This is a genomic window from Shewanella sp. 10N.286.52.B9, from assembly GCF_002873635.1.
Classification (GTDB): Bacteria; Pseudomonadota; Gammaproteobacteria; order Enterobacterales; family Shewanellaceae; genus Shewanella.
Genome location: NZ_MCTY01000169.1, coordinates 91,053 through 107,646, shown reverse-complemented (window position 1 = coordinate 107,646; position 16,594 = coordinate 91,053). Strand labels below are relative to the sequence as shown.

The 16,594-nt window shown below is 42.8% G+C and carries 12 protein-coding genes; 5 read left to right on the top strand and 7 right to left on the bottom strand.

Translation table 11 applies throughout. The features are described 5' to 3' along the window. Positions 1 to 921 precede the first annotated feature (921 nt). Positions 922 to 1,200, bottom strand: a complete 279-nt coding sequence (locus BCU91_RS10840; RefSeq protein ID WP_102531453.1) for a hypothetical protein — start codon at positions 1,198 to 1,200, stop codon at positions 922 to 924. Positions 1,201 to 1,392: 192 nt separating this feature from the next. On the opposite strand from BCU91_RS10840, the gene BCU91_RS10835 reads away from it, so the two are divergent. Next, positions 1,393 to 2,052, top strand: coding sequence for a methyltransferase domain-containing protein (locus BCU91_RS10835; protein ID WP_102439792.1), 660 nt, complete (start codon positions 1,393 to 1,395; stop codon positions 2,050 to 2,052). Positions 2,053 to 2,068: 16 nt separating this feature from the next. Here the strand turns inward: BCU91_RS10835 and BCU91_RS10830 are convergent, their stop codons facing one another. Next, positions 2,069 to 2,548, bottom strand: coding sequence for a GNAT family N-acetyltransferase (locus BCU91_RS10830; protein WP_157936098.1), 480 nt, complete (start codon positions 2,546 to 2,548; stop codon positions 2,069 to 2,071). A 257-nt stretch (positions 2,549 to 2,805) separates the two neighbouring features. Between BCU91_RS10830 and BCU91_RS10825 the strand changes: the two genes are divergently transcribed. Beyond that, complete coding sequence (locus BCU91_RS10825; protein WP_102476196.1) at positions 2,806 to 3,660, top strand: PA4780 family RIO1-like protein kinase; 855 nt, start codon at positions 2,806 to 2,808, stop codon at positions 3,658 to 3,660. Positions 3,661 to 3,740: 80 nt separating this feature from the next. Here BCU91_RS10825 and mak read toward each other — a convergent pair whose 3' ends face one another. From mak to BCU91_RS10800, 5 genes are all read right to left on the bottom strand, one after another. Beyond that, the gene (mak, locus tag BCU91_RS10820) at positions 3,741 to 4,646 is read right to left on the bottom strand and encodes a fructokinase (RefSeq protein WP_102439789.1); all 906 of its coding nucleotides are present in this window, start codon (positions 4,644 to 4,646) and stop codon (positions 3,741 to 3,743) included. Positions 4,647 to 4,773: 127 nt separating this feature from the next. Then, positions 4,774 to 5,559, bottom strand: a complete 786-nt coding sequence (gene cysQ, locus BCU91_RS10815; protein WP_241904069.1) for a 3'(2'),5'-bisphosphate nucleotidase CysQ — start codon at positions 5,557 to 5,559, stop codon at positions 4,774 to 4,776. Between the two features lie 338 nt (positions 5,560 to 5,897). Then, positions 5,898 to 8,048, bottom strand: a complete 2,151-nt coding sequence (locus BCU91_RS10810; protein ID WP_102531452.1) for a glycoside hydrolase family 16 protein — start codon at positions 8,046 to 8,048, stop codon at positions 5,898 to 5,900. 172 nt (positions 8,049 to 8,220) lie between these two features. Further along, on the bottom strand, positions 8,221 to 10,881 hold the full coding sequence (locus tag BCU91_RS10805; RefSeq protein ID WP_241904067.1) for a glycoside hydrolase family 3 N-terminal domain-containing protein: 2,661 nt from the start codon (positions 10,879 to 10,881) through the stop codon (positions 8,221 to 8,223). A 77-nt stretch (positions 10,882 to 10,958) separates the two neighbouring features. Then, entirely contained in the window at positions 10,959 to 12,209 is a 1,251-nt protein-coding gene (locus tag BCU91_RS10800) for a sugar MFS transporter (protein ID WP_241904068.1), read from the bottom strand. Between the two features lie 319 nt (positions 12,210 to 12,528). Here BCU91_RS10800 and BCU91_RS10795 point away from each other — a divergent pair, with 319 nt between their 5' ends. The 3 genes from BCU91_RS10795 to BCU91_RS10785 all read left to right on the top strand — a co-directional run bounded on the left by BCU91_RS10795 (position 12,529) and on the right by BCU91_RS10785 (position 16,551). Next, complete coding sequence (locus BCU91_RS10795) at positions 12,529 to 13,860, top strand: GH1 family beta-glucosidase (RefSeq protein ID WP_102531450.1); 1,332 nt, start codon at positions 12,529 to 12,531, stop codon at positions 13,858 to 13,860. Between the two features lie 105 nt (positions 13,861 to 13,965). After that, positions 13,966 to 15,285: a glycoside-pentoside-hexuronide (GPH):cation symporter gene (locus tag BCU91_RS10790; RefSeq protein WP_102531449.1), complete on the top strand. Its 1,320-nt coding sequence runs from the start codon at positions 13,966 to 13,968 to the stop codon at positions 15,283 to 15,285. A gap of 261 nt (positions 15,286 to 15,546) precedes the next feature. After that, positions 15,547 to 16,551, top strand: a complete 1,005-nt coding sequence (locus BCU91_RS10785; RefSeq protein WP_102531448.1) for a LacI family DNA-binding transcriptional regulator — start codon at positions 15,547 to 15,549, stop codon at positions 16,549 to 16,551. Positions 16,552 to 16,594 lie beyond the last annotated feature (43 nt).

The window sequence follows — 16,594 nt, the reverse complement described above, 5'->3', positions numbered from 1 at the left end:
GGTCAGATGTGAAAGAGCGACCTTATGTGCAGATACAACTGCGAGACGCTGCATTCTTTATATAAATCAAAAGGTCCCTGTAAGCTCTGCGAAAACAAATAACATCCATATTAAACGGCCAGTTCGGCATCCATGCCTCTCGCTCAGAGCGCTTCACACTGTGAAACTTCGCCATGTTTTGGTCAAATTTGTTCCAGACAAATAATGACATTCCCACCATCCTTGGCGGTCAGAAGCTCGCTGCTGCATCTACACCGGGATTATTATCTCTTCGATTTGACTTTATTCGTGGGAATAAAAAGGCTAAAAAGCAGAAAATCTATTTGCCTCCGACTCAATTTGAATTGAGGACTTTGAAGAAAATAGCGTGAGATTGGCATGGATGCCAATATAGCCTCAGTTAAGCCATGGATGGCGCATCTGAGGCGTTAGCATTTTCAAATATGACCGAAGAACACTACAAGCGAAGTCAAAAGCTGGATCAATCCCCGTTGAAAACATGCGATTTTCAGCATTTTTCGTTGGGGCCTGAGGGTTTGTTAAGGGCTTATTTTGTAAAATGTGAGCGCTTTCCCCCTTGACTCTGCTCTTTGCAAAAGAAGGGGCGAAGCGCCACGACGTTAATCCAAACAAAGTTTGGAAAGACTTAAAGAAAACTTGCGATTTATAACTCGTATAAGTGAAGCACCACGACTTTTTTGTTCAAACTGGCAAACTAGATTTGGGTCACTAAATCGTTAGGGAAGTTTGCCGTGGTGAGTTCTGCCAACTTAAACAACTCATGACGTTTCGAACTTTGTTGTCTTAGTTTCAATCTTTATTGTCTAGTTTCAGACTTTAATGTACATCGACAGGAAAATGAATAACACCAAGCGCGCTTAAGCAAATAAGTGCCTTAGTAAGGGTTTATCCGCTGTGTCTCTACTTCACCATACAATGTTGGTAAATGTTCTCCCATTGCAGGTAAGTGAGCTCAATACTCGCTTCACTGTCACAACAGTAAGCGTCACCCTTTGGGCACACCTTTTCAGTGATATCAGCTAATTGCTCAGTAACACAGCCAGATAAGTACTCGTTACTTAATACCATATTGTTAAGTTGTTGCCGCTGCACAAGGGGAATAGCTAATGAACCCTGCGGCGCAATAACGCAATCAGACGACGCTAAAGAGAGTAACGCGGCAGTGATGAGTCCTTTCATATTAACTCCAATATAATTAAATCAATTATACGATAGCCATTGTAGCCACTGCACAGCAAGGTTTTATTCGAATTAGTTGATTATATCCTTTGCGCTAATCGAAAATTACTATAGTGTGGTTATTCAATTGTTTCGTCATTTATATTTTTCTAGATATTTGGCTTAGCTTTAGCTACCCAACTAGGACAAATAATGACGACCCCTGTACGCGTTCGCTATCACACCATTGAAATTGGTGACAACGATATTCACTTATGTACCCTTCGAGATAAACAGCAATTTAGTGACGATAACAACACAGCTAAAGACTTAGGTATTTCTTCGGCGCTATGGCCCATTTTTGGGGTAGTCTGGCCTTCCAGTATGGTACTGGCAAATCACATGCTTGATTATCAAACTCAAGGTAAACGCATTTTAGAGATTGGTTGTGGTATCGGCCTTTCAAGCTTACTGTTAAACCAAAGAGCCGATGATATTACCGCCACCGATTATCACCCTGAGGTTGAAGGTTTTCTATTAAGAAATACCCAACTCAATAACGACAAATCGATAAACTTTGAACGAGTCGATTGGGCTGATGACAACAGTGATTTAGGTCAGTTCGATTTAATCATCGGCAGTGATTTATTGTACGAAGATGAGCATATTGCCTTGCTGGCTTACTTCATTCAAGCCCATGCCAAACGCCAATGTGAAATTGTTATTGTCGATCCCGGTCGTGGCCGAAAAAACAAACTCACCACCAAGATGGATGAATACGGCTTTAGCCATAATCATATCAAACCCATTCACACTGATTATTTAACACAACAATTCAAAGGCCATATTTTGCGCTTTTCAAGAGAGAGCTAGTGCAGTTAAATTTCGCTTAGCAGTCTAGTATATACTCATAAAAAATCACGCTCTGCTCTGTAATGGCTTGCTGGGTAAAGCCCAGCTTTAAAAGTAATTTAGCTGATGCTTGGTTACTTTTGTCTACCCCAGCGATTAATTTACGCCATTGAAGTTGATCCCGGGAAAATTCAATCACTCCTGTGAGTAACTCGCTTCCATAGCCTTTTTTCCAATAATGCTCACCCAGTAAATAACCGATATGGGCTGTTTCTTCATCAGCAAGATACATAAAGACTAATCCCATCATTAAGCCTGTATCAGTCGCATCAACCCGACATAAACGGCTTTGTGCTAGCATTTCATCAAGCCAGTACTCGGCGGCTGGTAGTGAGTTTAGCTGCTGAAAATTAGCAGGAAGATGATTAACCACTGCAGGTGTCAACAACGCCATAAGCTGTATCAAGAGTGCGGATGACTGCGATGTTAACTCTGATGCAGACTCTGACGATGTCATATCAGAAGATATTTCCCTTATTAGCAGCCTCGCTGTTTGCAAATTTATCTTCACCTGATGGCTCCTATTTATGGCCATTAACAAAGCAAACCCCATTAATAATACGGAGTAACTGCAGGCTATCTTATCATTTAGCGCTATTAAAATTTGCTTTGGTTAGTACCAAAGTGACATCTAGCCATCATTAAGCTGCAATAATATGGCATTAACTCAGCCAATCACTACCATCCTCAGCCTAAGTAAGGTATAACGGCGCCATGAAAACTCCTAAACGTATACAACCACTGGTTGATGATGGCCTTATTGACGAAGTCGTAAGCCAATTAATGAGCGGTAAAGAAGCCACCGTTTATATGGTTCGCTGTGGAAATGAAATCCGCTGCGCCAAAGTGTATAAAGAAGCCATTAAACGGAGCTTCAAAAAAGCAGCGCAATATCAAGAAGGTAGAAAAAGTCGCAATAGCCGTCGCAGCCGTGCAATGGAAAAAGGTTCCAGCTACGGCCGTGAGCAGCAAGAAAATGCCTGGCAAAATGCCGAAGTAGATGCCTTGTATAAATGTGCTGACGCCAATATTCGAGTGCCTGTCCCCTATGGCTGCTTTGAAGGTGTGCTGATAATGGAACTGATCACTGATGGTCAAGGTGATGTGGCCCCGCGTTTAAATGATATTGTGTTAAGCGCAGAACAAGCGTTACAAGATCACGCCACCATGATGGGGTATGTCACTCGTATGTTGTGTGCCGGCATCGTCCATGGTGACTTATCGGAATTTAACGTACTGCAAGATGACCATGGACCTGTGATTATCGATCTGCCCCAAGCCGTCGATGCTTCAGCCAATAATAATGCCAAGGTCATGCTAGAACGTGACGTTAATAATATGACCCGCTATTACTCGCAGTTTGCACCTGAGCTTGCTTTAACAAAGTATGCCAAGGAAATGTGGAGCTTATATGAGAAAGGCGACTTACTGCCTGATACCCAGCTTAGCGGTGAATTTGAAGAGGATACCAGCGCTGCTGATGTCAATTCAGTGCTAGAAGAAATTCAAGCAGCCTTTGAAGAAGAACTAGAGCGCCGCGAACGCATTAGTGAGCCTGAAGAGCTTTAACGCCCTCACACTTAATTTCGACTGTAAATAAAAACGGCGCTGATAGCGCCGTTCTAATACTCAAGAGTTAACTCATCGACCTAGTGGTCGTTTTTACCCCACAGCCATGCTGCACCACGCACCCCAGATGATGCGCCATATTCGTTTTTAACCACTAAGGTGTCGCACTCGCGGCCAACCACATACTTAGGTAATACTTTTGGCAATTCAGTGTATATCGCATCAATATTAGATACGCCGCCACCTAATACAATCACATCAGGGTCGAGCATATTAATCAGGTGTGCCAATGAGCGTGCTAAACGATCGATAAAGCGCACAAATGCTTGGGTCGCTAACGGATGACCATCAGCCATCATTTGCGAAATTTGAATGCCACTGTCAGCTTCACCACCAGCACGGCGGAAATCACGAACAAAGCCAGTGCCTGAAATAAAGGTCTCGATGCAATCTTTGTTGCCACAAAAACACGATGTAGAATTAAATTCGTCCGAAGTCATCCACGGCAAAGGATTATGACCCCATTCACCACCAATGCCATTACCGCCGCCATGAACTTTACCATTTATCGCTAAACCGCCACCGCAGCCTGTACCAATAATCACCCCAAAGACCACATCTTTGCCTGCGGCTGCGCCATCAACAGCTTCAGATACCGCAAAACAGTTAGCATCGTTTGCTACCCGCACTTCTCTATCAAGACGAGCGCTTAAATCTTTATCAAGTGGGTGACCATTAATCCAAGTTGAATTCGAATTTTTAACCAAACCCGTTAACGGTGATACCACCCCTGGGATCCCCACACCCACACTGCCAGTTTGCTGAGTTTCGGCTTCAGCATCATTAACTAAGCCTACTATGGCATCAAGGGTTTCAGGGTAGTTTTTAGGTGTTGGAATACGTTTACGAAATAGCTCTGAACTATCTTCGGCTAGCGCCACCACTTCAATCTTTGTCCCGCCAAGGTCAATACCCATGCGCATCATAGTAACTCTCTCCATATCGTTAGAATCTGTTATTCACCAAAATGAGTGTGCCGCAATAGCTATTATTGAGCTGATAAAAGGCTAACGGTTTCAAGTTAGACACTTTTGCAATGACTCGTTTATATAGCTACCTTGCAAACCATGCTGGTGACGCCGCAATAAAATACGGATTTAAAATATTTTCTTTTTGGTTGTAATCAAGGGACGTTAATTCAGGATAACGCACTACCTGACCACCAGCGCCTTCAACGACAGCTTGCGCTGCAGCGGTATCCCACTCACTGGTTAGCCCCAGTCTTGGATACACATCAGCAATGCCTTCTGCCACCATACAAAACTTTAATGAGCTACCAACACTTTGCATTTGGTGCTCGCCCACATCCTTAAGGAACTCTTCAAGCCCAGGGCTGATATGGGAGCGACTGCCCACCACCACAGGTACAGGGCTGACTGTTTGTTGGCTAATATCTAACTGTTGCTGCTGCCCTTGATACTCAAGCCATGCGCCTTGACCCACAATGGCAGAATAACATTTGTGTAATACCGGCGCGTATACCACCCCTACCATAGCGCGGCCTTGATGAACTAAGGCAATATTGACGGTAAACTCACCGTTGCGCTTAATAAACTCTTTGGTGCCATCTAGTGGGTCAATTAACCAATAAGTTTGCCATTCTTTACGTTCTGACCAAGGGATATCAGCGGCTTCTTCGCTCATGATCTTAATGTCAGCAAATTGCTGAGCTAATGCGTTAACAATCACATTATGACTGGCAATATCCGCAGCGGTCACTGGGCTATCATCTTGTTTTTGCGTTACTTGCAAGTCGGTGTCTGAATACACTTGCATAATTGCATCACCAGCCAATTTGGCAATCTCAACCACTTTAATGAGATGCTGCTGGGTAAACAGCGGTTTCGTAAATGGCTGCTGCGCATCATCTTGCTCTGAAAAACTAAATACCTTCAAGGTTCATCCTTATGAATACGTTAACCTGTGGTTAACTCAAATCACTTAGCGCTATTATGCCAGTTGCTCGCAAGATGATTTATAACTATTTAGTTTGTCTTAGAAATAACAATGTTAGTTAACTTTTCACTAGCATAAATATCAAGGTAGCTCTGCCACGCCTCTGAGTTAATTTTTGCTACTAATATGCAACATCGTTTACAGATAGTAAGCCAAGTGCCCCTTGCATAAAAGGCACAATGGCTTAGCTGCATTCGTATTCAAACTGATTTAAAACAATGTTATTTAGTTAGCTGCACATTATCTACTTGCATAACCACCCCATTTTGATTGCCCCAAGCCGGAAAAATCACTAATGGGGTATCAACTTGGGTTAAATCTAAACTTGAGCCAGCATGGCTAACAAGGTCTGCAAGCGCTAACTTATAATGGGTCCAAGTGGCAATATCGGGCGTAGTAATGGCAAAGTCACCAGAGCTACAGGGATGGCCACAATCGACCTTGATATTAAAGTCGCGCTGGCTTCGAGGATCTGTCAGCACATTGACATCAAACTCAACAAAACTAAATTGGCTAACATCTTGACCTAATCCGGTGCTTTGGTAATAAACCACGGCTTCATCGGTATTAAAACTAAATTGAGTTACAGCGCCATAATCACCACCAGCATCAACTTGAGCGATATCGACTGAACCATTAGCGGCGTAATGTCCTATGCTATATGGCGGTTTTACTTCATTGTCATAAATAACCAACTCATCCACTTCAACTACTTGATATTCATAGCGCACATTATCAATTTGCAGGCTGATGTTACCTAGCGCTTCAATCACAAACGGATTCACTACCACAGCTAAGTCAGCCACGCTGCCTGGCGAAAACCGATTGCCACTGGCGACTAATTCTGCGATAGATATTTTTACTTCAGTCCAAGTATTAAGCTCTGGCAGAGTGACGTTAATATCACTGACATTAGGCCAACCACTGTCAATTTTAACCAGCAGCTCGACATTATCGTCGATAGATAACAGGTTAATATCAAAGACTAAATAGCCATTATTGGCCCAATGAGACAAATCGGCTGTGGGAGGGTAAGAGAAATAAGCATTACCCGTCGCGCCCACTTTATCCATTTGCAGCACCTCACCGCGACCTTCTACTGTCAGCGTCTGCAAGGTAATACTGCCATCGGGGTTATAGCTATCAAGCGCTAACCCTTGGGCTAGTGCATCGTCAAACATGATAAATTCTGGTCCTGCGCCAATGTCAGTGCTGGGGGTCGTGATCGCTGGCGGCTGATGGCCTTCTACCACTGCTGCGGCCTCATCAATAGTGGCACAACCACTGCCTGTTGTTGGCGCGACACTGCATTCATACACGCGCACATAATCCACCTCCATGGTTTGTGGAAATACCGACTCATCCACCCCAGTGTTGTTGACATTACCCGCCCAAGTACCGCCAACGGCAAAATTGAGGATCATGTGAAACGCTTGATTGTAAGGTGCATCTTCAGGGGCTTGTTGTAAAATCCCCTCAGCATCAGTGTATTGACTGTACCAACCCGTTGAGCGCTGAGTGGCAAAATGCACATCATCCACATACCAGCGAATTTCATCTTGCTCCCATTCAAGGGCATAAACATGAAAATCATCGGCAGGATTTGCGCCGTGTGGCAAACTGTACTCTGCGCCAGAATAGACATTGCCAGGCCAAGCTTTACCATAATGCAAAGTGCCATGAACCCGGCTTTCAGGTGTCTGGGACTCATCGCCATTGGTGATCACTTTCAGATTAACCGCTTCCATAATATCGATTTCGCCAGAGCCTGCCCAAGGACCATAAACCCAGTCAGTGGGCAACATCCAAATGGCCGGCCAAGTGCCCTGACCTTGTGGCATTTTGGCTTTAATTTCAAAGCGGCCATATTTCCAATCGCCTTTATGGGTCGAATCTAAACGCGCCGAAGTGTAAGGCTGCTGTTTTGAAGTGTCATTGGCATCGTAATTAGGATCGCCCAATGCTACTGCAGGGCCATTAAAATCTTCCCGCAGAGCGGTAATCACTAACTTACCATCAACCACTTGGCTGTTATCAGCACGCTGGGTATAACATTGTAATTCTTCGTTGCCGCCGCCATAACAGTTATGGGCTAAATTCCATTTAGTGGCATCAATCTCAGCGCCGTCAAATTCGTCACTCCACACCAATGACCAGCTTGCGTTTTCTTGCCCTGAACCCGTGTCTGAATCAGAGTCTGAATCAGAGTCTACTGGCGCTTGCTCTGATTCAACTTCAGGCTCAGTTTCAGTCTCATTATCTGAGCCACATCCTATTAGCAGCAGCGCAGTTAAACTCGCCGCGCTAATGACTTTAGCGGATGAAAAAGCCTGGCTTAGAGCCAAATTTAACGGTAATTTTCTATTGAACATTCTTGATTCCCCAATCGCAAAATATCTAAAAAATTCCAGCAAAATGCCCTACAAACTCAATTGTAAGCTCAACGTCATTGGTGGATTAACATGCCCGCTAAGAGGATCTTAGCGGGTTAACTCATTCAGGTTTGATAAATACTTAAACCAGAATGCCTACTGCCGCTAACGATTACTGCTCGTTAGTGGCACATGAAATAGTGGCTTGTTCAGCGCCATTTGGCACTATAACTAAATCACTAAAACTCACTTCTGCTGCGCCTATGGTTGATAGGTAAAACGGCGTATTGATTTTGCCAAAGTCCAGTTGCTGCTCTTTAAAACATTGCAAATCAACACTGATGGTTTGCCATGTATCAATGGCGACGCTATTAAGCTGCTCGGTAATATCAACATCAGCGCGGCAATCTCTATCGCATGCCATACCCAGTAATAATGGCTGCTCAAGTTTTTTAGCAGTTTTAATCATTACGCTCAGGGCGGCATTGCTATTTGAGTAAGCTCGTAAGTCCCGCGGGAAGTTACTAATTAACCCCACAAAGCCTAAACCTGAACCATTAAAACTAATTAAGCGGGCATCTTCTTGAACTTGCTTATCAAAGGTGCGTAGCGTAACCACATCATTAGACTGAATACTACTACTGACTGTATCCATTGACGTTTCTGTGCCTATCATCAAGCGCCAAGGTGCTTTTACAGCACGTTCAAATAATGGTAATGCTTCAAGCTTATCATCGGTAGCAAAGTTATCTTCAGATAAGGTGTTAGCGACCACATTACTCGGAACCTCAGTGTTGATGTCAGCGCCATAATGCAAGCCATAGCCATAGCCAAATAAAGGCGCGTAGTCTTTATCAAACACATTCACTTTGGTTTGTTGCGGGCGAGTCGGCCAAGAGAAAGACAATTTACCTGCAAAGTTTTCATTAACCTCGCCATTAGCTTGGCTCAATAACACTTGAGCCACCCCGTCACCTTCAGTACCAGGAAGCCAAGCTGCCACAAATGCATCAGATGCATTTAACTCAGCATTGACCCACATAGGACGGCCACTGATAAACACTGCTACCACAGGAATACCTTGGGCTTTAAGCGACTTTAGTAAGGCTAAATCACGTTTATCACCACGCTGATATTCAAGGTTATCAATATCACCATTGCCTTCGGCATAAGGCTCTTCACCAAATACCACAATCGCTACATCGGGCTTATTCGCAGCCTCAAATGCACCATCAACGCTTAACCAAGTTTGACCACCTGCAGCTTTAACCGTTTGCTCAATACCAGCATAAATTGAAGTTGCACCAGGAAAGTCTTCATTTAAGTTATCAGTACCCTGCCAAGTAATACTCCAGCCACCCGATTGCTTACCGATGTTATCTGCAGCATCACCTGCCACTAAGATTTTGGCACTAGGCGAAATAGGTAAAATGTTATTATTGTTTTTCAGCAACACTAACGATTCTCGTACAGCTTGTCTGGCAACGTCGCGATGCTCTTTGGCACCAATTAACTCAGTTTTACCTGAAATGGCACGATTAGCAGGGCTTGGTTTTTCAAATAACCCAGCGCGGATTTTTACCCGTAAAATACGGCGCACCGCATCATCGATACGAGATTGCGCAATCACACCGTTTTTGACTTGGGCAATGGTATTTTCATACAAAGGCTTCCAAGCACTGGTTGGCACCATGTACACATCTAAACCAGCATTGACGGCCTGTGCGCAAGACTCATTGGTGCAACCTGCCACTTGTCCGTGACCATTCCAGTCACCAACCACAAAACCATCAAAGCCCATTTTGTCTTTTAATACATCGTTTAATAGATATTTATCACCATGAATTTTACTGCCATGCCAGCTATTAAAAGATGCCATCACCGTTTGTGCTCCTGCAGTTAAGCCGCCCACATAACCTTGGGCATGAATATCAAATAATTCCTGCTCAGTCGCTAGGTTATCGCCTTGATCGATACCTTTTTCAGTGCCGCCATCGCCAAGGAAATGCTTTACGGTTGAAATAACATGCTGGTCTGATAAAAAGTCTTCGCCAACGGCGCCCTGCAGGCCTTCAACAATTGAATGAGAGTATGACTTTACGATTTGTGGGTCTTCAGAATAACCTTCATAAGTACGACCCCAGCGGTCATCCCTTACAACGGCCACTGTTGGCGCAAATACCCAATCAATACCGGTTACCATGACTTCTTTGGCGGTAATGGCAGCTATTTGCTTAATTAACTCAGGATTATTGGCTGCGCCTAAACCGATATTGTGCGGGAATAAAGTCGCGCCAATCACATTGTTATGGCCATGGACTGCATCTGTGCCCCACATAGTAGGTATCGCAATACCATCTACACTGTCATCCATCGACGCTTGATACATTTTTTCAGCAAGTTCAATCCAGTCTGATGGCGTGGCATGTTTATCATCATTTGGATAAGCACCGCCGCCATTTAAATAAGAGCCGAAACCGTATTTACGCATATCTTCCACAGTAATGTCGCGAATTTCAGGCTGGATCATTTGCGCGACTTTTTGCTCTAAGGTCATGGTCGCCATCAGCTTATCGATACGCGTTTCAAGGACAACATCTTTAGCAAATGGAATAGCAAGTGTTGGCCAAATATCAATATTGGTTGCCGCTGTTGCTTTTGTGATAGAAGCTTGTGCCACAGTTTCCGCTGCGCTAGTAACTTCGCTACTAGACTCTGGCGTTACGGGTTTGACTTCATCTTGACCACACGCACTTAAGCCAACCAACACCGCCAAAACCTGCGCGGGCAGCGTTAATCGCTTAAATGTATTCATTGAGTTTACTGTTCTCATAATCACGCCTTTTAAAATCGTTTTTTTATGTAATTTGTTTATGTAAGTTTTTTGATACAAATCATACAGTTCTAAAATCAAACGCTTTGTGGTCGTGTAGCCTTGCTACCCACTAAGCCGTAATAAGCAATAAATGCATAACAAATTAACGGCAATGCAAATGCTAATTGAATGCCTAAGCTGTCAGCCATAATACCCTGCAGTAATGGCACTATCGCGCCGCCGACAATAGCCAGGCACAACACCCCTGAACCTTGGCTGGTATATTGCTTTAAATCTTGTAGCGCTAAACTAAAGATGGTTGGGAACATAATCGAGTTACATAAGCCCACTAATAATAAGGCCCACATCGCCGTGGTGCCTTCTGCAAACATGGCAACAGCGACCAATAGCACCGCACAAGTGGCATTAAAGGCCAGCACTTTACCTGCTGAGATTTTTTGCATAACTAGCGCACCAATAAAGCGACCCACCATTGCGCCGCCAAAATAGTAAGCAATATAGTTAGCCGCCTCTGCTTCAGTAAAACCACCAATATCAGGCTGAGTTAAAAAGTTAATTAAAAAGCTGCCGATACCCACTTCTGCGCCGACATAAACAAAAATACCCACAGCCCCTAAGACTAAATGAGGATATTTCCACGCACTACCGCTACTTTTCCCAGAGGTATTTGTTGGTTTAATCCCTAACACTGGTAATTTTAAAATCATAAAAATAACCGCTAACACACATAAGGCTCCCGCTAACATCAAGTAAGGCACCTGAACGGTACTGGCATGATGTACTACTTCAACGGCTGGATCACTATTGTGAGTTAAGCTACTTAAAATTAACCAACTACCAAAAAATGGCGCCACTGTGGTACCAAGAGAATTAAAGGCTTGAGTCATGGTTAAACGAGATGATGCGGTTTCAGCAGGGCCTAAAGCACTGACATAAGGATTGGCTGCAACCTGTAAAATGGTAATGCCTGACGCTAACACAAAAAACGCGCTTAAAAACATCCAGTAAGATGCATAACTTGCTGAAGGATAAAACATTAAACAACCAACACAAGCAATCGCTAAGCCGGTAACAATCCCTTTTTGATAACCAATTTTACCCACCAGATGCCCTGCGGGAATTGAGACAATAAAATAGGCTCCGAAGAAACAAAACTGCACCAACATTGCTTGGGTGTAGTTAAGTTCGAACATATCTTTCAGGTAAGGAATAAGAATATCATTGAGGCAAGTTAAAAAGCCCCACATAAAAAATAATGACGTTAATGCCACCAGCGCAAAACGAAAATTTCCTGTTTGATGAACACTGTCACTATCAATATTCATTGGTTCAGCAACCCCATTTGAAGGTGCACTAGCCATAACATTTCCTCATTTATTGTTTTTTATTTTGGGTAAATGACTATCAATTCGATTAACGTTTTCATTGATAGGCACACCAAAGATTGTGTAAATCAATTATTGACCTTTTGTTAATTAATCACTAACCTCGATGTAAGCGCTTTCATTTTTAACATACCGATAACGAATGTCAACGATTTTTCGCAGTAAAAATCGGATTTTAAACTGCTAAGCACACTGAGACTCGCACTTTTAAGTCACTCTGACCTAAACACGCGAAAAACTTATTAAGCGAATGAAAAATATGAAAATATCTTTACCATCAAATTCAAAAATGCACACAAAAGAGTTCACTTTTGGGGTGGCAACCGCTTCTTTTCAAATTGAAGGCGCCGCCGATACTCGCCTCCCTTGCATATGGGATACCTTCTGTGCAACGGCCAGTAAGATTCGTGATGGTTCAGACGGAAAGCAAGCTTGTGAGCATGTGGCATTATGGAAAGATGATGTGCAATTAATCGAATCTTTAGGCGTTGATGCCTACCGATTATCAATTTCTTGGCCGCGAGTCATTAAGCAAGATGGTAGCCTCAATCAACAAGGTGTCGACTTTTATGTCAACTTAATTGATGAGTTAAATAGCCGCGGTATAAAGGTCTACGCCACCTTGTATCATTGGGACTTACCACAACATATTGAAGAGCAAGGTGGATGGCTAAACCGTCAAACCGCTTATCTATTTGAAGACTACGCAGATAAAATCACCCAAGCTTTAGGCGACAAAGTCTATTCTTACGCCACCTTAAATGAACCTTTTTGCAGTTCATACTTAGGTTATGAAGTGGGTGTTCATGCCCCAGGCTTAGCCACCAAAGCATTTGGTCGTCAATCAGCACACCATTTATTACTGGCCCATGGCTTGGCTTTAAAGGTTATTCAACAAAATTGCCCTAATGCATTAAACGGTATCGTGCTTAATTTTACCCCTTGCTATCCATTAACTGACACTGATGCCGATATAAAAGCAGCTAGCATCGCCGACGATTATTTTAACCAGTGGTATATGAAGCCAATAATGGATGGCGAATACCCTGCAATCATTAATGATTTTGATGAGGCTGATAAGCCTGACATTCAAGCGGGTGACATGGACATCATTAAACAGCCACTAGACTTTTTAGGGATTAACTTTTATACCCGCGCAGTTTATAGCGCCTGTGATAAAAATGAGTTTGTTCAAGTTGATATGAAAGATGCCCCAAAAACCGATATAGGTTGGGAAATCTACCCAAGTGCATTTACTGACTTACTGACGAGTTTAAATAGTACATATACATTACCGCCTGTTTATATCACTGAAAATGGTGCGGCGATGGACGATAAAATTGTTAATAACCAAGTTGATGATTTAGATCGTCTTGAATATTACCAAGCGCACTTAAACGCTGTAAATGATGCCATTAACCAAGGTGTTAATGTAGCCGGTTATTTTGCTTGGAGTTTAATGGATAACTTTGAGTGGGCTGAAGGCTATTTAAAACGTTTTGGAATCGTGTATGTTGATTATCAAACTCAGCAGCGCACCATTAAAAGAAGTGGCTTAGCTTATCGCGAGTTTATCAGTCAGCGTAAATAATGGCTGCGGGTTAACTTTGAACCACATCTGAGTTAACTAACAGCAATATATAAAGCAGATTACTAAAAACAGCATAACCATAATAATGACCCGGAAGAGGTTCGCATGATTAGCGTTAAAGAAAAAATAGCCTATGGATTAGGTGATACCGCCAGCAATATTGTATTTCAGACAGTAATGCTATTTTTAACTTTTTTCTATACTGATATTTTCGGTATTTCACCCGCCTTTGTCGGCACCATGTTCCTCGCGGTGCGGGTTATCGATGCGATTACCGATCCACTGATGGGCGCCTTAACAGACAGAACCAATACCCGTTGGGGTAAGTTTAGACCTTACTTATTGTGGTTTGCACTGCCTTTCGGTTTAATCAGCGTATTAGCTTTTACGACACCTGATTTAGCAGAAGAAGGCAAAATGATTTATGCCTTCGTCACTTACACTGCGTTAATGATGGTCTACACCGCTATTAACATTCCCTATTGCGCTTTGGGTGGAGTGTTAACAGCCGATCCAAAAGAGCGTGTTTCAGTACAATCTTATCGTTTTGTTTTTGCCATGCTAGGCGGCTTGATGGTATCAGGATTGACGCTTCCATTAGTTGAGTATTTCGGCCAAGGTGACCAAGCCAAGGGCTACCAGTTAACTATCGCAGCAATGAGTGTGCTAGGTGTCATCATGTTCCTATTGTGCTTTATTGGCACTAAAGAACGTTTACATCCACCACAAGATCAAAACACCAGCTTTAAAGCCGACTTCAAAAACCTGTTAAAAAATGATCAATGGCGCGTGCTTTCAGTCGCGGCAATTTGCTTATTATCAGGTATGGTTTTAAAAACCAGTTTAGCGATTTATTACGTCAAGTATTACCTCAACTTACCCGACATGATCACCTTGTTTATTACTTTAGGCATGATTGGAAATATTTTTGGTTGTATTTTGGCGCAACCCCTGGCTAAAAGAGTGTGTAAGGTAAAAGCCTACATCACCATTCAGATCATTTCAGCCATACTTTGTGTAGCCGCTTATTTTGTCTCAAGTGAACAAGTTGTCCTCGCTTTTGCTCTATATATTATCTGGGGCTTTACCTTCAATATGGGTACACCACTGCTTTGGGCCAAAATGGCTGATGCGGTTGATTATGGTCAATTCAAAACCGGGGTAAGAATTACCGGGATGATTTATTCATCGGTTATTTTCTTCATCAAATTAGGTGTGGCAATTGGCGGCGCAGCTGCAGGTTGGCTACTCGCAATGTATGGCTACCAAGCTGATATTGAATTATCTGAAACGACTAAACAGGGTATTTTAATCTCATTTACCTTATACCCTGCTATTGGATCGATTATCGTGGCTGTGGTTATGCGCTGGTACACTCTTGATAATCAGGAAGTTGAAAGAGTGCATTTAGCCATCACTAAGTAAATCGCTAAATAAAATGCCAAAAGAAGTAGTTAACTAATTAACTACTTCGAGATATTGAATATCGTTAACCGCTTCTCGATAATGATGAATACAAATATCAATATAAAATCCGTATTACTGAAGGTTTAAGGCTTTATTGCCACATAAAATAAAGAATTAAGCACTAAGTGAAGGTTTTTTTAGTGATTATGCTAAATAGTTCATGGTAGGCTGTTTGCCGCTTAAATGATTATGTAAAACGGAAAGCTTAAATAGGGATATATGGCAACAATATATGATGTATCAGTCTTAGCGGGTGTTTCCCTTGCGACAGTGTCTCGAGTGATGAATAACAACACCAAAGTCAGCGACAAGACTAAACAGAAAGTATTAAGTGCAATGGAGCAATTGGGTTATCGCCCTAATTCTATCGCACAGTCATTAGCATCTAATCGCTCAAACAGCGTTGGGGTGTTAGTTTCCCAGCTAGATGGTCCCTACTACGGTCCTATGATGACCGAAATTGAAACAGCCTTAAGAGGCGCTAATAAACACGTTATTATTGCCGCAGGCCACAGCGTTGAGTCTCAAGAAAAAGAAGGTGTTGAGTTTTTAATGAGTCGCGGTTGTGATGCGTTAATTCTTGATGTTGAAGCCGTAGATGATGACTATCTCATAAAGCTTTGCCAAGGCACGACTCCCATTGTATTAATCAACCGCTATATTGAAGAAATTAGTGATGCCTGCGTTTATTTAGATAATGAACTGGGTGGCTATTTAGCCACTAAACACATTCTCAGCCATGGACATAAAGCTATTGCTTATATCTCAGGCCCTAAATTTAAACTCGATGCCAAGGACCGCTTGCGTGGCCATCAACGGGCATTAACAGAATTTGATCTCAAGTTTGATGAGCAATTGTGCTTTGAGGGTGACTTTAAAGAGCACAGTGGCAGTTTGGCGATGGAACACTTACTGAGCGTCAATAAACCCTTTACTGCTGTGGTATGTGCCAATGACCAAATGGCCTCTGGTGCTATTGCTGTTTGTCTTGAACGCGGCATGAAGATCCCCCAAGACTTATCTTTTGTGGGTTACGATAATATTCCTTTCCCGCAATATATCTCTCCGAAGCTCACCACGATCAATAACCCGATCCACGAAATGGGTAAAATGGCAGCGTTTTGGATATTAAAACATGTTTATAATGTTACCAACACCAGTGTAGAGAATACCTTTATACCTCAGTTAGTTGTCAGGGACTCGGCCACTTCGCCAATCAAATAGATGTATATTTTTAAATGCTATCAGTGAATGTTAGCGACTGATA